The following is a 20563-nucleotide window of genomic DNA, read 5'->3' on the forward strand; positions in this document are numbered from 1 at the left end:
TTTCTTTCTCTAAAATAGCAATGCCAAAATAGTGGCAACAATTCCCATAATTCCCCCACCAGCAAAGGCACCCACTATTGCTTTTCCAGAGTCGTGAGAGAAAGATTCTTCCACACCTGCTGAAGCACTCACGGGGTTGGCGTTAGCCATCGCATAGTTTAGAGGAAAAGCTTCGGGAATCGCTATTTCCGTATTGCTCTGGTTTTTGCTAGGTTCGGATTTGAGGGCGATATCTGCCTGAGAATAGTCTGCACCATCGAGCATAATTTCGCTAATCGCTCCGTAAGCATCCGTCCAAGCTTGCTTTACTTCGGGAGTCCATTTCTCACCGAGATATTGTTGGAAAGTAGTTAGTAGAGCACCTCCTACCAAAGGATAGTGTTCTGGCAACGCACCGTATTTAACGTGACGGGCACCCAAACCGCGCAAGGTTTTATCCAACACATCGGGACTGCGGAGATTGTCTACCACCATTACCAAGGAGGCGAGTAATTTCTTTTTCTGGGATGCCATGTCGGTATGCTCGAACAAAGGTTTGGCTTCTGGGTTGGCGGTAAACAGATTGTCGTAAAAACTTTCAACGAATTCGTCGGCTTGGGGTTTTACTTCTTCAAAGCTTTGCTCTAATAGTTTTACCTGCAAACCCTCTTCGGCTGTTTCCTCTGCCAGGGTAATTTCAGCTTCAGAATAATCCGCACCGTCAAGCATAATCTCGGTTATCGCCCCATAAGCATCCGTCCAGGCTTGCTTTACTTCAGGAGTCCATTTTTCACCGAGATATTGTTGGAAAGTAGTTAGTAAAGCACCACCAACTAAAGGATAGTGTTCGGGCAACGCACCGTATTTAACGTGACGTGCACCCAAACCGCGTAAGGCTTTATCCAACATATCGGGACTGCGAAGATTGTCTACCACCAGCACCAAGGAGTCGAGTAATTTCTTTTTCTGGGATGCCATGTCAGTATGCTCGAACAAAGGTTTGGCTTCTGGGTTAGCGGTAAACAGATTGTCGTAAAAACTTTCAACGAATTCGTTGGCTTGGGGCTTGACTGCCTCAAAACTATCTTCTAGTAATTCTACCTGTAAAGACATTTCCTGATTCTTCTCCCCTTTTAAATATGCGATCAACTACTATTGATTCGATCTAGTTTATTGCTAACTTTGATCGAACTTCGATTAGCAAATTATTTAGTCAAACTAATAACAAATACAATTTTGTTTACTTATGAACTCTGATATTAGAGCTAGTCAAACTACAGCAATTTATAACTCTAGATAGATTTATAGTTCAGCTTCAAATCGTATTTTGTTACCAAATATACGATCACAAGCTTTGTATTTATTTTGCGAATACAATTGATGCTTTTTTCGCATTATTATAGAAATAATTTTAGATAAATATATCTAAAACAACCTTCATAGAGTCTGATACTCTATATTTATTCAGCCTTTTATAGATTATTTAAAGGTATTTATAGCTATAAAAATAAATGATTTTTTTATAAACCTGGCAGAAATTATAAGATTTCAGTAGCAATTGTTACTGTTTTCAACAGTTGTTTTATTTGTAATATCTAAAATATGAATTTTTCAAAAAAAAGATCAAAATAATTCTTTTAATACTTTTTGATTGTGGCTGACAGCAGATGGTATTACAAAAAAGATTATACTGTTTGCTGATTATTTTACTTGTCTCCTGATATTTTTAAACTTGAATAGCCAAGAAACAGTAGATAATCAAAGAATTTCCTTGGGCTTAGCAATTTAGATAACTCGTATTAAATATTAATTAAATATTAATTTAGATTAACTCAGTAGTGGATAGGACTTGAACCTTTATTCTGCATCTCTTTCTACTTGTTTAAACCATTACACGACTCACGGGAAAATATTTTATGTTTGATCGCCTCATTCGCTTTGTTGGTTCGATAAAACTAGCAGTCCCCTTACTCACTACTATCATTGGCATTTTGATCTGGGCTACTTTCTATGAATCCCAAGTGGGTTCTGCTACGGTACAGCAAGAGATTTATAAAAGTCCTTGGTTTGGTGCGTTGATGTTTGTGTTGGCGTTAAACCTAACAGTATCTGCAATGTCTCGCTATCCCTGGCGCGGGGGAAGAAAAATCGGCTTTGCTTTAACCCATTTGGGACTGGTAGTAATTATTGCGGGATCGGCTGCGGTAATTCATCTGGGGATGGAAGGGATGCTGTTATTAAGGACAGATGGAGGTGCGGGCGATCGCCTGAGAGTCCAGGGAGATTTACTAGAAATAGTGAGAGATGGGGAATTAGAACAAGCAAGCATTTTTATTAAACAAGACGGTTCGGTAATTCCTAGACGTATTGGGGATTTAGAACTAACAGCTTATACCGATAATGCAGTAGAAGAAATTAGTTTTGCCGAAGGGGGAACTGTGGCTAACCCTGGAGTGAGATTGAGTTTAGCAAGCGATCGCATGGGACAAACTATAGAACGTACTTTGGTGGCTTTTCCTGATGTTTACAGTAAGGTGAGTTTAGGTCCTGCGGAATTGGAGTTAATAGTTACTGAAGACGAAGCGGACTTAAACCGTTTATTACATTCTCAGAAAAACCAACACCCTTGGGGAGAATTAGAGATTGCTACTGCTACTAAACAATACACTGTCGATGTGAAGGCAAATAAATCCAAAACGTTACGAGTAGGAGATCTGAAAGTTGCAGTTGAAGACTTTTACCCCGACTTCCGTTTAAACCGTAACAAACAACCCGCTACCGCTTCAGAGAATTATGATAACCCTGCTGTAGCTTTAGAGGTTTCTTCCCCTCAAGGTAAAGAACGCTGGTATATTTTTGGCAAACTAGATTTTCCCCCTGTACGTACCCTAATATCGGGAGAAGCTATTAGCGATCTCAGCTTTAACTATCGGGTACAGCCTCCAGCGACTAAAGATTACTTCCGAGTAATTGCTAGCGCAGATAAACTTTATTACGCTGCCAAGTCTTCGACCCAGTTTAAGTCGGGTAGTCTAGCACCAGGACAAACCGTTACTCCTGGCTGGGCAGATTTTAGAATTACCCTCGATGAATACTTACCCCACACCCAGGTACAACGTCAAATTATGCCCGCAACAGACAAACAGATACAGGGTAAGCCTGCATTGCTAGTAACTACACAGTCGGGACAAAAAACTTGGCTCCCTTGGGGAGAAGCTAGCGCGATTGCCGATGGCGAAAATACGATCTACGCAGCTTTTAGCCCCAAGCTATATCAAATACCCTTTGGCATTAAGCTTGAAGACTTTATTGTCGATCGCAATGAAGGTTCGGAGTCGGTAGCCATGTGGACGAGTCAGATTCGTATCGAAGATCCCAGTAACGACATCAGTGAACAACGTAAGGTCTGGATGAATCACCCTACCTGGTATAAAGGCTGGAAAATCGCTCAAGCCTCCTGGAATCCTGGGGATCTGCAACAGTCCACCCTCCAGGTAAAACGGGAACCCGCTTGGGTAACGGCTTTAACCTGGATTGGTTCGGCATTGGTTATTCTGGGGATTGGAATCATGTTTTATGCCCCCGCAATTCATAAAAAACTACGCCAGTCAGCAGCGATGACTGCTACAGAATCGGAGATTGAAGAGAATAGCGAAAATCTAGAACGAGAATTTACCGATTCGTGCCGTAAAGCCCCTGGCTTCAGATATGGGGATATAAGGCACGGCTAGCACTTGCTGGGTTAGTTTATGCTTATATGATAGCATAAGAATATGTTAGTTCTAGAGATGAAGATACAAGCCAAGCCAACTCAATACGATGCGATGGATGAAGCCATCAGAACGGCACAATTCATACGCAACAAAGCATTGCGATATTGGATGGACAATAAAGGAGTAGGAAAATACCAGCTATCGGCATACTGTAAAGTACTAGCTGCTGAATTCCCCTTTGCTCACAAGCTAAATTCAATGGCCAGACAAAGCAGTGCAGATCGAGCCTGGGCTGCAATATCTCGTTTCTATCAAAACTGTAAACATAAAACTCCTGGAAAAAAGGGATTTCCTAAGTTCAAGAAGCATTCTCGCTCGGTCGAGTATAAGACTACAGGTTGGAAGCTTTCTGAAAACAGAAAACAGATAACCTTCACCGATCACAATAATATCGGTCGGGTCAAGCTCAAAGGTACAAGAGATTTGAATTGGTACGATATCAAACAATTCAAACGAGTACGAATAGTTAGACGTGCTGATGGTTATTATAGTCAGTTTTTAGTCGATGCCGACAACCGAGAAAGAGTAGAACCATCTTATTCTGAAATTGGTTTAGACGTTGGCTTGAACTATTTCTGTACCGACGACAAAGGGAATCAGATTGAGAATCCTCGGTTTTATCGAAGAGGTGAAAAAGCACTCAATCGCTTAAACCGAAGCAAGTCTAAAAAGTACGTCAAAAGTAAAAAACCACAGTCTAAGAACTATCACCAAGCGAGAAAAAGATACGCCCTAAAGCATCTTAAGATAAGTAGGCAACGTAAAGACCATGCCGTGAAATTGGCACGGTGCGTAATCACATCTAACGATGTAGTCGCTTATGAAGACTTAAGAATTGCCAAGATGGTAAAAAATCACAATCTTGCCAAGTCGATAACCGACGCTGGCTGGTATCAATTTAGAGTGTGGTTAGAGTACTTTGGCTATAAGTTTGGCAAAGTAACAGTTGCCGTACCACCGCAGTATACTTCTGTTAACTGCTCTGGTTGCGGAGCTAAAGTAACTAAAACTCTCAGCACCAGAACTCATAAGTGTAAGTGTGGCTGTGTTCTCGACCGAGATGAAAATGCAGCCAGAAACATCCTCTCTTTAGGATTAAGTACCGTGGGACACACGGGATCTAAAGCTTGGGGAGACGAAACCTCTATCTTGGCTGATGAGAATTTGTCAGGGTAAGTTTTTTCTACGAACCAAGAATCTCCCGCATTCATGCGTGGGGAGTGTCAACCACTCCAACAGGTTATTGTGAAGAACTATTAATCTTTCCTTGAAATAAGAGTTTTAGTATCCTTATATCTTAAAATAAGCTTGTTTGGAACAAGAACCTAACCAAGCCAAAAGTATTTACAAATCAAGAACTCAGGCGATTTTGTGTTACAAAACTTAATCGATTGATGCTCAAGGGTTTAAGCTACTTTTTCTCTTATTTCGCAATAGCTCTGATTAGAACTGCTATTGTTCAATAGAGATCAGTTCAATGTTTCTAATACCAAGAGACCTTTCCTGTTTAATATTTGCCTATTTGTGGTCATTCAAGGAAAAGCGAATTTCTTTGCTATTTGCATTCAAGCTTGGTACAGTCTTGCTCTAAAGAATTACTGAGGAGTAATCTATGAGTGTCCAGATATCACACCATCCCCTTGAAATCATTCCTAAGGGAGAAGCAGAAATGATCGAGCGCGTCACCAAGATACAGCTCGAAATGATGAAAAATGAAGATCCGCAAAAACGCGGACAGCATCCTAAACAACAGGCTCTTTTACGAGGCATATTCGAGATCTCAGATTCAGTTCCAGAATCTATGCGCGTTGGCATATTCGCCGAACCAAAGAAATTTGATGCTCTTTTACGTTTATCAACGGGAACGAAGCCAAAAGACTCTGACCCCAATTCCCACGGTTTTTCGATTAAACTACTTGATGTCCCTGGCTCTTCAACTAACACGCAGGATTTTATTTTTTTAGATCAGCCCACATTCTTTATCCGCGACATGGCTGAATACGTAACTTTCTTCAATTCTGTACAAGAAGATAAAGGAGCCTCCTACTTTAAGAACCATCCCCGTGAATTTGGCTTGGTTATGACGTTTAATGTCGTAATCACAAGCCATCTCGAACGTCAATACTGGTCTACAGTTCCTTCTGCAATGGGAAAAAATAATGCAGCAAGGTTTACCTTAATTCCCGATCCAGGTAACGTCTCGGAGCTCCCTCCTGTAACTACCCCCGATGGTCTCCGAGAAGTTCTTGAAGATTACTTTGTTAAAAATCGTAAGTCTGCTAAGTTTTTATTTGCAGCCCAGGGCTATATTGATGAAAAAACAACTCCAATTGAGGATGCTACATCCACCTGGTCAAGTCCATTTGAGAATATTGCAACCCTAACAATCCCAGCTCAAGACTTCACTGCGCCAGAGCAATTTGAGTTTTGCGAAAACCTTTCCTACAATCCTTGGCACTGTACATCAGATCATCAACCTTTAGGAGGCATCCAGCGTTGCCGTAAGCTTGTGTATGAAGAAGGTGCACGGCTGCGACACGAACTTAATAATGCCCAAAATAGTGAACCAACAAAAGCTGATTACGATCAACTTGGATCGTTTCTCTAAAGATTATTAGACTTATTGGAAAATAAGAAGTGAGTTGATGATCTGATCCATAGTGAAGGATTGTAAAAAATGAACTTTTGCCCATATATTAAGATGGCTAGGGATAGTAAAGCGGCAGAGCCGCAGCTATAAGCTGTAAGCTGTAAGCTGTAAGCTGTAAGCCAATTATAAGAGGCTTTAACCTCTCCTAATTGTAGACCACCAAACTTCGTTTGCTGGGGGCATTAAACCCGATAGCTATAAGCTGTTAGCCGTTTACCTAAGTAAACTTTAGAGCTTAAAGCTTTTTAAGGTAAAAAACCCTACTTTTCAAAAAATCCTGCTTTTCAGAAAAATCCTACTCTTCTTTGGTCGGCGACTCTACCTGACTAGGGGAGACTAGTGTATTGCTATTACATTCTCTTCATTCTTTTCAGAAAAATCCTACTCTTTATTGGTCGGCGACTCTACCTGACTAAAGAAGACTAATTATATTGCTATTACATTCTCTTCATTGCTCGGCAACACTACTCGACCAAAGAAGACTAATTGTATTGCTATTACATTGTTTAACACTTTTTAGCAGAAGAATTATGATTGAACCTCCAAGTAATGAAAAAGATCTCGCCAAAGGTCTGATGCCACCCAACTTTCCCGCAGACTACGTAGAGGGTGCAGTTAAGCCTCACTTCGTGAATAATATCGCGGTGGGAGAACCGCTGATGCTACCGATGATCGATCTGGCTTACAGCAAGGAAGCAGCTGTTAACCCACACGTCTGGGGGATGCTCTATGACTCGTGGACGCCAAGTCTGGAGGAAGACGGCGCGACAGTCTTCATACAAGGCTACGAAAACCGTGGTGAAAACAATGCACGTAAGAAAATTTACTACTCGGCGATGACCCGTGACTTGTGCGACAAGTACTACGCGGACAAGCTCCAGCGATTCTTCGACACACTCTTGGCACCCGAAGCAGAAGGTAAGCCACTCATGTCGCGGTATCTTGAAAATTATCCAGATATGTATTGGGATCTCCATGTAGCAGCAACAGGCGAGGACGTGCCTGATGAGGTGCGCCAGTTCGGTTACAGCTTTAATACTGTACTTGGTTACTGGTATCCGACCAGTGACATCGTCTGTGAAAACTATATGAAAGTCCGCGAACTTCGCGCTCCCCTGAAAGAGTGGCTTGACGAGCGCGTGCAAGACATTATGGACGAGAAGGTCGAAGGATTCGAGGGAACTTTTGTCCACTACTGGGTTAAGAATGGCGAGCTAGGGGAGAACTTCCGACGTAAGGATATTGTCTTTGAGTGCTTCCACAATTTCCTGGCGCTTAGCCAGTGGGGTAATTTGTTCTACCAAGTTTTACTTCGGTTAAGCAAGGATCGGGGCGACCAAGCAATCCGCGAAAGCTTTGACAAGATGATGAGCGGGGAGGATCCAGACGCGAAGGATGGGGGTGCTTTCAGCCCGCTCGACCGCTTCGCTATGGAACTCATGCGAGTCATCGCTCCTAACGGTGGCAGCTATTCCACATTGCAGAGTCAGCAACGGTTGCTCACCTCTGGCTACAATGCCATTTCCCACCCGCATCCACAGGTCAATCGTGACGAGAAGCACTGGTCCGATCCCGATGCCTTTAACCCCGACCGATACAAGCAAGCAGCGACCAGCCACGAGAACGACGAATCAAAGCTAGCAGGGCTGGGGCTTAATAAATGCCCGTTCCATGCTGCGCCGATGAAGGTAAAAGACGGTCGCGACACCGAGTTAACCGAGAGCGTCTTCGGTACGGTTTACGGTATCACCGACGGCACCCCCGCACCAGTGTGCGATACAGCCGGCTATGGCTCCTTTGGATTCGGCTATCGGCGCTGTCCTGGTGAGCTACTGACGATCGACGCTGTCAAGCTACTACTCAAAACGGTGCATCGAGAAGGTCTTGTTTTTGAAGAAAATCCATCGAGCGATCGCCAAAAAATCCCAGCTGCGCCACGAGTCGTCCTTGATGACGACTTGGTTTTCCACAGAGGCTAATCCCTGCCAGGAGGTTTCTGGCTGGTTGACTGACAACTGCTAAAACAGCTGATATTTCCTAGCTTAGGTTAGGGGTAGCACAACTCAACAAACTTGTTTCCGACAAAAATTGTTACTGAAACCGATCCAATTTTTGGACTGGCAAGTAATTCAGATGTGTACTGATAATCTTTTGTCAGTCAATCAGGGTTTCTGATAGTTTAATACATCGCTCAAGAGTCAAATACGAATATCAGCTCGAACAAACGAATAGAAGTATGTGAGTAATGCAATGAACAATAATACTAAAGCTCAAACCTCAGTCGTTATTGTCGGAGGGGGGATCGCTGGTCTTCTCCTAGCATCGAAGGCTGGTCGACAACTTTCACGCTACGAACAGGTTTCCGTAACGCTGATTGACCAGAGTACCGTACATATTTGGAAGCCGATGATCCCTGCCTTTGCAGCTGGCTCTATTAGCTCAAAGTATCAGCAGATTCCGTTTCTGCAACACGGGGCAAAAAACGGCTTTGGCTTTGTCCCTGGACCGCTTGTGGGGGTTGATCGCCAGGCGCAGACGGTTCGAGTCGGCTCAATCAAAGACGATGAAGGTCGTGAATTGGTTCCCGAACGGACAGTTCCGTACGACTACCTCGTTCTAGCGTTGGGCAGTAAAGCGCAAGATTTCGGGACACCTGGCGTTGCTGAACACTGCTGGTTTGTTGACGACCTGCCCTCAGCGGAAGCCTTCAACAACAGAATTTTTAACCAGATTGTCCGAACAGCGTCCTTTGGAAAACCCTTCCACGTGGCTGTGGTTGGGGGTGGGTCAACTGGTGTGGAGCTAATAGCGGAGATTATCGAGGTTGCCGAGCTTGCCTCCACCTACTCGGAGTACGACATCAGATCTCTCATGGAGACAACACTAATAGAGGCTGGTCCAGAAATACTCAAGGGTGTGGATCAGCCTGTTGTCGATGCAGTGAAAAAAGATTTGCAGCAGCAGGGAGTTAAAATCTTGGTGGACTCTATGGTGGTTGAAGCTGACGCGGACGGTCTTAAACTCAAAAACGGCGATCGCATTGACACGACGATCGCGGTGTGGTCAGCTGGTATAGCAGCACGGGATGCGGTTGCTGAAATCGAGGGACTAGAGAAGTCCAGAGGTGGGCAGATAATCGTTGGACCGACACTTCAGTCAGTTGATGACGAGCGCATTTTTGCCATTGGCGACTGCTCCAGCTATAAGCCTGAAGGAGCGGAGCGTCCCTTGCCACCGACGGCTGAGGTAGCTCGCAAGCAAGCATTGCATCTAGCGGCTCAACTGTCGCGTTTGCGCGGTAACGAAGATCCGCTACGAACTTTTAAGTTTAAGTCAGCAGGCAGGATAGTTACCCTCGGGCAAAAAAACGCCTACGGGTCATTCACCAATGGCAAGATATTAAGCAAATCGGTCATCAGGGGATCGTTCGCTCGGTTTACCCATGAGTTGCTCTACCGTCGGCATCAGATAGAGTTGTATGGCTTGCTGAAAGCTGTTGCGATTTGGCTGTCGGATCTGTTCGGTTCAGTCGTCCGTCCGCCCATCAGAGTGAGTTAATTCTCCTTAAGGCGAGAAATATATGTCAAAGTCGCTTCGCTCTAGTTCGGCGGGGCGTATAAAGGTCTGAGGAAGCCTCAGACTACTTCCCCTTGAGTTTTTAGTTCGTAGTTCAGAGTTGAAATTGTTCGGAGGAAATTTTATGGTGATTCAAAATGTACTGGTATTGGGTTCAGGTGTGTTGGGCGGTCAAATTGCCTGGCATAGTGCATATCACGGTAAAAACGTAACCGTGAGAGATATTGAAGAAGAGCCCCTCGCCAAATGCAAAAAAGCCCATGAGAGATATGCGAAAATTTACTCTGATGAAATGAATGCCAGTGCTAAAGACATAGAGGCAACAAAAAAACGATTAATGTTTACAACTGATTTAGAAGTTGCCACCAAGAATGTCGACCTCGTCATTGAAGCAGTACCCGAAGTTCTCAAGATTAAAGAGAGCGTATATAAAGATCTTGCACCACTATTGCCAGAGCATACTATCCTTGCCACAAACTCCTCATCGCTTTTACCAAGCAGTTTTGTTCAACATACAGGACGACCTGATAAATTTTGTGCCATGCATTTTGCCAATTTGATCTGGAAACTTAATCTAGTTGAAATTATGGCACAACCACAGTCGTCCCGTGAAACACTCGCAGCAGCGACTGAATATGCCATTGATATTGGGCAAGTACCAATTCCCGTACGAAAAGAACAGAGTGGATATATTTTAAATTCGTGGCTTGATTTCATGTTAAACGAGGCACTAACGCTGGTAACACAAGGTGTAGGAACGCCGGAGGATGTAGATAGAACTTATTTGATAGCCAACCAGGGCTGTAAATTAGGGCCATTTGGTATTTTCGATGTCATCGGTATTCAAACGATGGCTAATATTTTAGAAAATTGGGGAAAAGAGAAAAATAATGAGCAAATGTCAGAAAATGCCAAATATCTGAAAACTCAATATCTCGATCAAGGCAAAACTGGATTACTTGATGGAGAAGGGTTTTACAAATATCCCGATCCTGCTTTTGAAGCTGACGATTTTTTGGCTGTGCCTGATAAATCAGCAGTTGAAGGAATTGTTGATCTGGTTGCGCCTAAATAGGGAGTGTTATTCAAGCTGGTACTGCACTTAACTAAAGAGTAATATAGCAATCCTATTTGACTTGTGAACATACTGCGCTTTTCATATGAGTAGACCACGGTAATTAAATTTTAGAAAAGCGGGTATCTAATAGCTAACAGCTAATAGCTACAAACTAGTTAATCTTCAACGGAGTCTATTCAACTGAAAACGGCTGTAAGTTATCGTCAGAAGGCAGAAGTTAAGTTAACTATTTTTTCAGGAATGATTTAGGACTGCTATATACGTACCGTGCAATACATATTCAAATCACCTAAATCATTAACAAACAAGTTTTGGAGTCAGTTATGGAAATCAAAAATGTAGTAGTCGCAGGTGGCGGTGTTATGGGATCGCAGGTAGCGTGGCAAACCGCATGGCACGACTTTAATGTCACCGTTTATGATGCATTTGACAAAGGCATTGAGCGATGCAAAAAATTTCACGAGACATACAGCAAAGAATTTATCGATAAACGCGGTGCATCTGAAGGAAGAGTAAATCAAGCAAAACAGCATTTGAGTTATACAACTAATCTGGAAGAAGCAGCAAAAGATGCCGACCTGATTATTGAACAAGTGCCAGAAGATTTAGAGATCAAACAAAAATTTTGGGAAGATGCTTCCAAATACTCGCCAGAGAAAACAATTTTTACGACCAATACGTCTTCGCTTCTTCCTAGCGATATGGTTCAATTTGTAGACAGACCAGAGAAATTTCTTACCTTGCATTTCTGTGTTCCTGTCTGGGATGCAAATATTGGTGAGGTGATGGCCCAATCGAAAACGGAAGATAAATATTACGATATTATGCTTGAATACGCAGAGAAGATGGGGCTTGTTCCTATTGCAGTCAAAAAAGAACAGCCTGGCTACATATTAAATTCTTTGCTGATTCCATTTGGTTTGGCAACCGTAGATTTGGTGCGCAGAGGCGTGGCAGATCACGAAAGTATCGACAAAGTATGGCGCATTTGTAATAAATCTGACATTGGTCCATGTCAGATGATAGATATGACGGGTATGAATGTTAACTATCACGTACTGAAGTCATGGGGAGAAACTAAGAATGACCAAAAAGCTCTTGATGCAGCAGAGTACATTCAATCTGAATTTATTGATAAAGGGCATCTTGGCGTAGAATCAGGACAAGGTTTTTACAGCTACCCCAACCCTAGCTTTGAAGATGAAGATTTTCTCAAGACTACTTAGTACCGCTGCGCTTAAGTAGCAAGTAGCAAGTAGAGCGAAGACCTCGTCGAAGTTTCCTCGATATGGGAACGCTCCGCTCCCGAAGGGCAATTAATCTAGCAATTACGCTAGAAGGTGAAATGATAACTAGGGTTAGGTTCTACCCGATGACATCATGATTGGATATTACATAAAGTCTTGGTGCACGTTCCCTATCGGAGGACGGGGCTTACAAGGTGCGGACGCAGGTTCGGCACACAGTCCCTTAACCCTTCGTAGGATCATACCGTTATTTTTAGGATTAATAAGAAGTAATTGAATAATGAAGAATAAGTCAAAAACAAATGTCGGAGAAAAAATGGCTATTTTTTCTCCCGCATTAAGCGAAGACGAATTAGCACAACGCACTCAATACTTAAAATTTCAACAACAGGAATATGAGTTTACTCATGAATACGTAGAAGGTCTAAGTTTATTTAAAGAAGTTCCTGTTCAAGAAGGCTTTTCAACTGCTTATCTTGCCGATAGAGAATTCCAGCTATCAGCGATATCAATCAATATGTTAGCAGTCGAACCACGTCCTTTTCTTGACCCTTTGGAAACATTAGGAGATTACGAAAATTTTTATAAGATTATCCGAAAACCTGGTGTTGCCAACATTTATCAAACAGATCGTGCTTTTGCCGAACAAAGATTGTCTGGGGTTAATCCCTTGGTCATTAAAAAATTTACCGAAATGCCTGCTGGTGTTGATATTTCTTTACAAGATTTAGGTCAAGAAACTCAAGTTTTATTCAGCTCCAGCGCAACTAATTTGCAAGCAGAAATTCAACGAGGACATATCTTCGTTGCCGACTATACAGAAAGTTTGTCTTTTGTTGAAGGTGGAACTTACGAAAAAGGACGTAAGTATTTACCAAAACCAATCGCTTTTTTCTGGTGGCGTAAAGATGGCATTAAAGATCGCGGTGAATTAGTCCCCATTGCTATTGCGATCGAGTTAAATACTGCGGATAAAAAATGGAAAATCTTGATACCCAGGGACAAAGATTTGCACTGGACAGCTGCCAAACTTTGCGTGCAAATTGCTGATGCCAATCATCATGAAATGAGTACTCATTTAGGGCGTACGCATCTTGTAATGGAACCTTTTGCGGTCAGTACTGCCAGACAATTAGCTAAAAATCATCCTTTAGGATTGCTTTTGCGCCAACACTTTCGCTTTATGATAGCGATTAATGATATGGCTCGCAGAGAGTTGATTAATCCAGGTGGTTTTGTAGAAGCAGCACTTGCAGGAACATTGCCAGAATCTCTACGAATTGTTAAAAATGCTTGTGTTAGTTGGAATATTAAAGATTTTGCCTTTCCCACGGAGCTCAAAAATCGTGGTATGGATGAAAAAGACGATCGAGATAATTACAAATTACCCCACTATCCCTACCGCGATGATGGTTTAATGCTTTGGAATGCGATCGAGGATTTTGTAACTGGTTATCTTAAGATCTTTTATCCCAAACCTGAGGATATTCAAAGCGATCGAGAATTACAACAATGGGCAGCAGAATTAGCATCTGCCGATGGTGGAAAAGTTGCCAAAATGCCCGAAAAAATTAGTGATATTGAGGAACTAATCGAAATTATTACCACTATTATTTTTATTTGTGGTCCTCAACATTCGGCGGTGAATTTTCCCCAATATGAATATATTGGTTTTATACCTAATATGCCTCTAGCTGCTTATCAAGAAATTACTGGAGCAGAAGATCAATTTAAAGAGGAACGAGATCTGCTACAACTTTTACCTCCTCTAAAACAAACAGCGACTCAATTACTGACGATGTATAACCTTTCAACTTATCATTACGATCGCCTGGGTTATTATGACGAAGAGTTTGAAAATACGGTTAAAGGTACAGACATTGAACCGATAGTTGCCAAATTCAAACAAGATTTGAATCAAATAGAAGTAGAGATTGATAATAAGAATAAAGATCGTACTATTCCCTATCCGTTTCTAAAGCCTTCCTTAGTTTTAAACAGTATTTGTATCTAACAGGATCGCATTTCCCAAAATTGCGATCGCCTAAATCTGGGCTGATAGTAACTATCTTTTTTAAGCACGTCAAAATGTCAGCATACTCATTAGTTCCTTGTATCGGATAGTCCCAAAGAAATATAGCGACGCTTACCACCAAAGCGAAAGCGTAATTGAAGTCGATTATGGGAAATAAAAACGACTACCGATCCTTTCGCTGATTTGTGGGGATAAGTCTTCGATTGCATCACAGGGGTTGGTGTAATTACATTTTTACTCTAATAAAAATTACACCCAATTTTTACTCAAACTCACCAAAAAATGTCCCAAAAAATGAATTACTTGGAGCTACTTATATATTTTAGCTAACCCTTAAAACCCTTGTAGGATACTGAGTTTATTACTAAATCTAAAATGCCGGGAGGCAGACTTGAACTGCCGACACGAGGATTTTCAGTCCTCTAAAGAATACCTTAACCACAATGCTTTTAGGTGATTTGACATGACATTACACCATCTTTACACCAATTTGAGTAGAAAATAATATGACGAATTCCTGCACAACAATTTGCCAAACTACAAAAGTTACAAAAATTATCCAAGAAAAACTATTTTGCCTTAAGGAATACCCGAGCTATTCTAAATATCCCTACTTATAATTTTTATAATAAATAATAGGAATTAAGTAAGCTTTGATAAGCGAGAAATAAAGATGAACACAAAATTGATTGATTCTCTAGTACAGATAATCAATTCCTTAACTACAGAGGAGAGAATAAATCTCGAACACAAGCTGCACGTTCAAAATTTATCTACGGAAATAGATCAATCTAACCTACAAGAAGAACCCTTTGTGGGTATGTGGAAAGAGCGAGAGGATATGGAGGATAGTAGTCAGTGGGTACGTCAGGTAAGACAGTAAGAATGGACGAGTTAAGTGAAACAGAAGCTATTAGTTGATACAGATATCCTCATCGATGTTAGAAGAGGAATTACAGTTTTTGTAGCATACAAAGATCGCGGTAAGGAAATGGGCATTATAAAAACAAGTTCCTATTTTAATACACTTGTATATGTTGCCTTCAATTTTTAAAACCTGTATTCCTAGAGAGGAAATACTAGCAGGAGAACTTTCTGTAGATCTTTTCGCAGCTAAACTACGATCGGTAGTAGAAGGAAAAGCTCCTCAGATATATCAGAATAGCGAAAGTTTCTTTGCTAATACCTTTGCTACAGATGGTATTAAAACTCTGATTAGAGAGGTTTTTAGTAGGCTAACTGGCAAGTCATCAGGTTCACCTGTAATTAGACTAGAAACTAGTTTTGGTGGTGGTAAAACTCACGATGAGATTGCTTTATGGCATATCTGTAAAGAAGGAAACAGAATTCAAGGCTTAGAAAGGTTTGCCGAACTCGGTTTAATTCCCGATCGCACTGTACAGGTAGCAGCAGTTGATGGGCGAGATTTAGATCCTGAAAATGGGATACATCATCGTAATGGCATCGTAACTAAAACCCTCTGGGGTGAGATTGCTTACCAGGTTGGGGGAGTTGAAGGGTATCGTTTGTTACAGGGGAGCGATCGCAGTGGAATCAGTCCTGGGACAGACGTTTTAGAAAGGTTGTTGAATGGCGAACCAACGGTAATTATCTTAGATGAAATTGCCAGATATCTCCGTGCTGCGAAGGCAAAACAGATTGGTAGAAGCGATCTTGCAGAACAGGTAGTAGCGTTTCTTTTTTCTCTGATGGATTTAGCAGGGGCTGGTAATAACTTAGTTTTTGTTTATTCTTTGGCTTCAGCTTCCGATACTTTTGCTGATGAGACAACAGAATTGCAAGAGTTGATTCGTGCTTCTGCTAGACAAGAGAGGGTATTGAGTCCTTCTACTGATGTTGAAGTCTACAATATTGTCAAACAAAGGCTGTTTAAAAGTGTAGATGCTCAAGCTGCATCAAAAGCTGCATCAGAATATTTGAATGTTTATCGTGGTAGTCGGGTTAACCTTCCTGATGGTTGTAAAGATGCCAGTTATTCTCAGGCGATCGCCCAAAGCTACCCTTTTCATCCCGAACTATTTAATCTTTTAACCAAAAAAATTGCTTCCATACCAGAGTTCCAGAGAACTAGAGGTGCATTAAGATTACTAGCCCAGGTGGTTCAGCATCTCTGGAGGAATCAGACGGAAAACACGCCTATCATTCACCCGCACCATATTCCTGTAGGCAAAGAGAAGCAGATAACCGACGATTTAACTTCTCGTTTACAGCGTCCTTTAATGCGATCGCCCATTGGTGCTGATATTTATAACCCCAGTGGCAAACAGGCTTATGCTCAAGTTCACGATCGTCAATGGCAAGCAGCAGATAAACCACCGTTTTCTAGTTGGGTAGCGCGGACAATATTTTTAAATTCCTTAACTCAAGGTACTTCGTCAGGAATTCGTCGAACAGAGTTGAATTTATCCCTTTTGACTCCTGGTTTAGAAGCAAGCTTTATCGACCAAGCACTAGATAAATTGTCTCAAGTGGCTTGGTATTTAGATAATGACCCGATTACTACTCTTGCTAGGTTTAAAGAAGAACCTTCCATCAATAAAATTGTTACCGAAGAAAAAGAACAGGTAGGACGTACAGAGGCAAAGGATTATCTCAGAAGTCGTCGAGATAGTATCTTTGCCAAGAAAATTTTCACTCCTGTATTTGCTCCCGAAAGTTCTGGAGACGTGGATGATATTCCTGATGAGATTGCTTTGTGCCTAATTGACTTTAACGAAGCTACGGTTAAATCTTCTACTGATAGTCCGCCAGATTTGGTACAGCAGATTTTTGAGAATACTGGAGAGTCAGGGAAATTTAGACTTTATCGTAATCGTCTTTTATTTTTGGTGGCTAATCAACAGGAATTAGACCGAGCTATAGATAATGCCAGAGAATATCAGGCGATTCAAAATATCTTGGGGAGTCAGACACGGTTAGAAGATTTATCTGAAACTCAGCAGAAACAGCTTAAAGAGAGAAAGGGCGCAAAAGACTTAGAAGTAAGAATTTCTCTAACTAATGCCTATCGTCATCTGTTTTATCCAGCTAAAGATGAGGTCAAAGCCCCCAATGGATTGATGCACTATACTTTACCTGCTCAAGATTCCAGTACGGTTAAGGGCAAGAACAATCAACAAGATGTCATTCTCAAGGCTCTTAAAGACTGCGAAAAAGTTAGATCGGGAGATAAAGCTAGTCAGCCATTTGCCCCAGCCTATATTCTGCAAAAGGTTTGGTCGAAAGGATTAGAGAATTGGTCAACTAAGGCTTTAAGAGATGCTTTCGCCAAAGATGTAAGGCTTAATATTCTGCTACCAGGAGAATTGAACACTTTACGGGAAACTATCCGCAATGGCTTACGAGATGGTCAGTGGGATATGAAGGTTGGAGACAAGGTTTACATTAAAAGCGAGCAAGATGCTCGCACTTCAATACCAGAGACTATTGAGTTTTCCGATCGCATGGTTTTGTATCGTCGAGGAATTCTGCAACCATCCGAACCAAGAATCATCGAACTCAATGCTCAGGTAATGGCTTATGCAGGGGAAAGTAAAGAGAATCCTGTTCGAGTGCGTTGGCGAGCTAAAGGCGCATTAAAAGTTAGTCTCTACAATGGTTCAGAGCTAATTTCAGATGAGTTTCGTCCTTCGGATGAGCAGGTCGCCAAAATCACGGAAACAACTGTTTTTCGAGTAATTGCCGACTACGGTAATGGAGAAACCGCAGAGCAAGAAACCAGAGCTATTATCGCTCAACCTGGCAGGGCAAAAGCAAGTAGGGGAACTTACGATCCGAGTGACAGCAACGGAACGACTGGGAGCATTTTTGAACATAAATCACCCACTATCGAACTAGACGGGACGATTAACAAAGTTTTTAACGATCTAGCCGATCTAATTAGCGATCGCAAAATCAAGACAATTAAGTCCTTAGAAATGTCGGTAGACCAAGTAATTGATTACCGTAAGCTAGGTACCACAATTCATTTACTTGGAAAATTTCCAATCAGTATCGAACAAACTGCAATGCTACAAACTGGCAACGATCAGTTTGTGAAACTGGAATATCAGGGGAAAGTCAAAGGATTTCAAAGTTTCTTCAGCACTATTCATAGTTTACTAAACAATCCAGCAACTCAAGCGAATGTAAACCTAAAACTGATTATCAATTTTGGCGATGAACCTATTGCGGTAGAAGGTTCGGAACTTAAGACTATTCAGCAGCATCTTAGTCGTAATCCTGTAGAAAGAATAAGCCTTAATGCGGAGGTTGAATACTAATGCAAGAATTTCAATTACGAGTCATCTCTACCGACAATAATAATTTTGCCTTAGAACTTTACCAATGTGCTTATAAGAAAGCGGGAGAGAAAAAGCGTCCTGCTGCGGAGAAGATTGGTTGTCTTAAAGGTAGTACTTTGAATCTAGTCAAGCAAAGTATTTATCAGGTACTAAAAACCAATAACTACGATCCGCAAACTCTTTCTTCAAAAAGACAAAGCTCCTATACTTTATCGGAAGAATCGGGAGTTCAAACAGCAATTATGTTTCAGGTTCTACAACCTCTTTCTCAACCAGAGAAAATAAATAAGATTGCTACGGGAATTTCAGCGATGAGTAATGAAGAGGCTCATTATTGGTTTGCTATGATTGCCAATGGCAGAAGAAGTAATGCTTTGAAAGCTTTGAGGGTTTTGTTTGGAGATTGAAATTAAAACTCTATTTTCTGCCATTCTTTTGCTTCAGTGAAGCGACTTAGATGTTTAACATTGGTGGTAGCAATAACGATATATCTACCTGGATATTCTTGTTCTAGTATCTTGTACTGAGCGCAGATGATTATATCGGCATCAAGGCTTTTATCGTCAGCCGTCGGTATTCCCTGTATACGTGCTTCCGCCCAAAGGTTAGCAGCCTTCATCATTACCTCGTTGCTTATAGGCAAAAAAGCTATTAAGTCTTTAAGTTCATCTAAACTATCAATACTATTGATATTAGGCTTTCTCAAAGATTCCAATATTAAATTTCTTCTAACTTCATAGTCACAAATATCTGAAGTTAAAACAGATACGCCTTTTGATAGAAGACCTAAAAGCCATTGTTCGCAGTCAGCAGCCTCGCCTTTTTTGTTGGGATTCGCCAGCAAGCCTAGAATACCAGTATCAATAAAAATAATCATTCTGGAGTATATAATTTTCGTTCTGAAACTCTTTGCTCGTCAACTGTTTTTTGGAAATCAGTCAAGAATTCTGACCTCTGATTAGATTCCTCTTCACTCATAAGCTGATTTCTGGCAATCCGTTTTTTGAGCAACTCGATCGCAGGTTGATTTTTGCGTAATTGCTCTTCTCTATCCCACACACCGTTACCGTTTTGATTTGACTTCACTTTGAGATGTTCCTTAACTGATGTTGCTTCTTGGGAATCTAAAGCGATCGCTTTTTCACAGCCTTCTAAAATTAAATGATATTCCTGGTTTTCTGTCTTCTCATCAGGTACTAAAGCCACAAAGCGATTCAGATCGATAATCTTACCGCTGGGTAATTCTATAGTAGTAGTCATATTTTTTATCTCCTTTACTAATTGGTTGCTGAATTAATAAATACCGATCGCAATTTGAATCGCTCGTTGAATACGGGAAAATGATTCAGAGGTTATTTCTCCATAAGGTCCACGTTCGAGATAGCGTTTCTCAATATTAGTCATTACATCGCACATCGCTACTGATTTGGCATTTAGCCCTCCTTCACCTTTTTTAATCAGGACACGGCTAGGATTAGCTGCATCGGAAGTATCACTAGAAAAAGGAACAACTAATACAGTAGAACTATACTGATTGCGGATATTGATTGACACCACTACTACAGGACGTTTTTTGGTATCTCCAGACTGTTTTAACGCTTTAGATAAATAAACCTGTCTTTGACGGGGAAAGTCTTCACTACTCATATTTTATTTGGATTCTTCCCAAGGAAATTCCTCCCAAGCTGCGATCGCTTGTTCCTGCGTTTCCTCTACCCATTCTTTTTCAAATTCAATATCAGCTTGAGAACGATTTTGATAGAAGTTTCGTAACTGTTCCTCGATTTGTTGTTTGCGCCACAGACGTAAACCCTCTTCCACCGCAGCCGAACGGTTTTTAGTCATTTGGTCTACTTCTTCGAGTAACTGTGAATCTACGGTGATTGATATCCGTTGTTTCTGGGAATTATTAATCATAGGA

Annotated in this window: 17 protein-coding genes; 11 read left to right on the forward strand and 6 right to left on the reverse strand. The window is 41.4% G+C overall.

Annotation, left to right across the window (positions count from 1 at the left end; all coding sequences use genetic code 11):
* Window positions 1-9: 9 nt before the first annotated feature.
* Window positions 10-1092 carry a globin family protein gene (locus PLEUR7319_RS0107910; RefSeq protein WP_019504679.1) on the reverse strand — a complete coding sequence of 361 codons (1083 nt, stop codon included), beginning with the start codon at window positions 1090-1092 and terminating at the stop codon, window positions 10-12.
* A gap of 803 nt (window positions 1093-1895) precedes the next feature.
* On the opposite strand from PLEUR7319_RS0107910, the gene PLEUR7319_RS0107920 reads away from it, so the two are divergent.
* The 8 genes from PLEUR7319_RS0107920 (at window position 1896) to PLEUR7319_RS0107955 (ending at window position 14317) form a co-directional block, all read left to right on the forward strand.
* Complete coding sequence (locus PLEUR7319_RS0107920; protein WP_019504681.1) at window positions 1896-3710, forward strand: cytochrome c biogenesis protein ResB; 1815 nt, start codon at window positions 1896-1898, stop codon at window positions 3708-3710.
* A gap of 42 nt (window positions 3711-3752) precedes the next feature.
* On the forward strand, window positions 3753-4928 hold the full coding sequence (locus tag PLEUR7319_RS0107925; RefSeq protein WP_019504682.1) for an RNA-guided endonuclease TnpB family protein: 1176 nt from the start codon (window positions 3753-3755) through the stop codon (window positions 4926-4928).
* Between the two features lie 436 nt (window positions 4929-5364).
* Window positions 5365-6360 carry a catalase gene (locus PLEUR7319_RS0107930; RefSeq protein ID WP_019504683.1) on the forward strand — a complete coding sequence of 332 codons (996 nt, stop codon included), beginning with the start codon at window positions 5365-5367 and terminating at the stop codon, window positions 6358-6360.
* 572 nt (window positions 6361-6932) lie between these two features.
* Window positions 6933-8381: a hypothetical protein gene (locus tag PLEUR7319_RS0107935; RefSeq protein WP_019504684.1), complete on the forward strand. Its 1449-nt coding sequence runs from the start codon at window positions 6933-6935 to the stop codon at window positions 8379-8381.
* A 271-nt stretch (window positions 8382-8652) separates the two neighbouring features.
* Entirely contained in the window at window positions 8653-9960 is a 1308-nt protein-coding gene (locus PLEUR7319_RS0107940) for an NAD(P)/FAD-dependent oxidoreductase (RefSeq protein ID WP_019504685.1), read from the forward strand.
* A gap of 142 nt (window positions 9961-10102) precedes the next feature.
* Window positions 10103-11053 carry a 3-hydroxyacyl-CoA dehydrogenase gene (locus PLEUR7319_RS0107945; RefSeq protein ID WP_019504686.1) on the forward strand — a complete coding sequence of 317 codons (951 nt, stop codon included), beginning with the start codon at window positions 10103-10105 and terminating at the stop codon, window positions 11051-11053.
* A 326-nt stretch (window positions 11054-11379) separates the two neighbouring features.
* Window positions 11380-12282 (forward strand): 3-hydroxyacyl-CoA dehydrogenase, encoded by a 903-nt coding sequence (locus PLEUR7319_RS0107950; protein WP_019504687.1) that lies wholly within the window; start codon window positions 11380-11382, stop codon window positions 12280-12282.
* Window positions 12283-12583: 301 nt separating this feature from the next.
* Window positions 12584-14317, forward strand: a complete 1734-nt coding sequence (locus PLEUR7319_RS0107955; protein WP_019504688.1) for a lipoxygenase family protein — start codon at window positions 12584-12586, stop codon at window positions 14315-14317.
* 89 nt (window positions 14318-14406) lie between these two features.
* Here PLEUR7319_RS0107955 and PLEUR7319_RS43440 read toward each other — a convergent pair whose 3' ends face one another.
* Entirely contained in the window at window positions 14407-14547 is a 141-nt protein-coding gene (locus PLEUR7319_RS43440) for an Arm DNA-binding domain-containing protein (protein ID WP_144054269.1), read from the reverse strand.
* A 464-nt stretch (window positions 14548-15011) separates the two neighbouring features.
* On the opposite strand from PLEUR7319_RS43440, the gene PLEUR7319_RS0107960 reads away from it, so the two are divergent.
* The 3 genes from PLEUR7319_RS0107960 to PLEUR7319_RS0107975 all read left to right on the forward strand — a co-directional run bounded on the left by PLEUR7319_RS0107960 (window position 15012) and on the right by PLEUR7319_RS0107975 (window position 19049).
* Complete coding sequence (locus PLEUR7319_RS0107960; protein WP_019504689.1) at window positions 15012-15221, forward strand: hypothetical protein; 210 nt, start codon at window positions 15012-15014, stop codon at window positions 15219-15221.
* Window positions 15222-15372: 151 nt separating this feature from the next.
* On the forward strand, window positions 15373-18621 hold the full coding sequence (locus tag PLEUR7319_RS0107970) for an ATP-binding protein (protein ID WP_019504690.1): 3249 nt from the start codon (window positions 15373-15375) through the stop codon (window positions 18619-18621).
* A complete protein-coding gene (locus PLEUR7319_RS0107975; RefSeq protein WP_019504691.1) occupies window positions 18621-19049 on the forward strand; it encodes a hypothetical protein in 429 nt (142 codons plus the stop codon). Before PLEUR7319_RS0107970 ends, PLEUR7319_RS0107975 begins: the two co-directional genes overlap by 1 nt.
* Before the next feature lie 2 nt (window positions 19050-19051).
* Here PLEUR7319_RS0107975 and PLEUR7319_RS0107980 read toward each other — a convergent pair whose 3' ends face one another.
* The 4 genes from PLEUR7319_RS0107980 to PLEUR7319_RS0107995 are packed head-to-tail and all read right to left on the reverse strand — an operon-like array spanning window position 19052 to window position 20559.
* Window positions 19052-19519: a hypothetical protein gene (locus PLEUR7319_RS0107980; RefSeq protein WP_019504692.1), complete on the reverse strand. Its 468-nt coding sequence runs from the start codon at window positions 19517-19519 to the stop codon at window positions 19052-19054.
* Window positions 19516-19902, reverse strand: coding sequence for a hypothetical protein (locus PLEUR7319_RS41950; RefSeq protein WP_019504693.1), 387 nt, complete (start codon window positions 19900-19902; stop codon window positions 19516-19518). The genes PLEUR7319_RS0107980 and PLEUR7319_RS41950 overlap by 4 nt, the downstream gene beginning before the upstream one ends.
* 33 nt (window positions 19903-19935) lie before the next feature.
* Window positions 19936-20289, reverse strand: a complete 354-nt coding sequence (locus PLEUR7319_RS0107990; RefSeq protein ID WP_019504694.1) for a type II toxin-antitoxin system PemK/MazF family toxin — start codon at window positions 20287-20289, stop codon at window positions 19936-19938.
* Window positions 20290-20292: 3 nt separating this feature from the next.
* Window positions 20293-20559 carry a hypothetical protein gene (locus tag PLEUR7319_RS0107995; RefSeq protein WP_019504695.1) on the reverse strand — a complete coding sequence of 89 codons (267 nt, stop codon included), beginning with the start codon at window positions 20557-20559 and terminating at the stop codon, window positions 20293-20295.
* Between the last annotated feature and the right edge of the window lie 4 nt (window positions 20560-20563).

This window comes from Pleurocapsa sp. PCC 7319, from assembly GCF_000332195.1.
In the GTDB taxonomy this organism is placed as follows: domain Bacteria; phylum Cyanobacteriota; class Cyanobacteriia; order Cyanobacteriales; family Xenococcaceae; genus Waterburya.

Coding starts and splice junctions, on each gene's coding strand:
- PLEUR7319_RS0107925 (WP_019504682.1), top strand. CDS start 3,753: ATGTTAGTTCTAGAGATGAAGATACAAGCCAAGCCAACTCAATACGAT.
- PLEUR7319_RS0107920 (WP_019504681.1), top strand. CDS start 1,896: ATGTTTGATCGCCTCATTCGCTTTGTTGGTTCGATAAAACTAGCAGTC.
- PLEUR7319_RS0107935 (WP_019504684.1), top strand. CDS start 6,933: ATGATTGAACCTCCAAGTAATGAAAAAGATCTCGCCAAAGGTCTGATG.
- PLEUR7319_RS0107955 (WP_019504688.1), top strand. CDS start 12,584: ATGAAGAATAAGTCAAAAACAAATGTCGGAGAAAAAATGGCTATTTTT.
- PLEUR7319_RS0107950 (WP_019504687.1), top strand. CDS start 11,380: ATGGAAATCAAAAATGTAGTAGTCGCAGGTGGCGGTGTTATGGGATCG.
- PLEUR7319_RS0107960 (WP_019504689.1), top strand. CDS start 15,012: ATGAACACAAAATTGATTGATTCTCTAGTACAGATAATCAATTCCTTA.
- PLEUR7319_RS41950 (WP_019504693.1), bottom strand. CDS start 19,902: ATGACTACTACTATAGAATTACCCAGCGGTAAGATTATCGATCTGAAT.
- PLEUR7319_RS0107975 (WP_019504691.1), top strand. CDS start 18,621: ATGCAAGAATTTCAATTACGAGTCATCTCTACCGACAATAATAATTTT.
- PLEUR7319_RS0107980 (WP_019504692.1), bottom strand. CDS start 19,519: ATGATTATTTTTATTGATACTGGTATTCTAGGCTTGCTGGCGAATCCC.
- PLEUR7319_RS43440 (WP_144054269.1), bottom strand. CDS start 14,547: ATGCAATCGAAGACTTATCCCCACAAATCAGCGAAAGGATCGGTAGTC.
- PLEUR7319_RS0107910 (WP_019504679.1), bottom strand. CDS start 1,092: ATGTCTTTACAGGTAGAATTACTAGAAGATAGTTTTGAGGCAGTCAAG.
- PLEUR7319_RS0107970 (WP_019504690.1), top strand. CDS start 15,373: ATGTTGCCTTCAATTTTTAAAACCTGTATTCCTAGAGAGGAAATACTA.
- PLEUR7319_RS0107930 (WP_019504683.1), top strand. CDS start 5,365: ATGAGTGTCCAGATATCACACCATCCCCTTGAAATCATTCCTAAGGGA.
- PLEUR7319_RS0107945 (WP_019504686.1), top strand. CDS start 10,103: ATGGTGATTCAAAATGTACTGGTATTGGGTTCAGGTGTGTTGGGCGGT.
- PLEUR7319_RS0107995 (WP_019504695.1), bottom strand. CDS start 20,559: ATGATTAATAATTCCCAGAAACAACGGATATCAATCACCGTAGATTCA.
- PLEUR7319_RS0107940 (WP_019504685.1), top strand. CDS start 8,653: ATGAACAATAATACTAAAGCTCAAACCTCAGTCGTTATTGTCGGAGGG.
- PLEUR7319_RS0107990 (WP_019504694.1), bottom strand. CDS start 20,289: ATGAGTAGTGAAGACTTTCCCCGTCAAAGACAGGTTTATTTATCTAAA.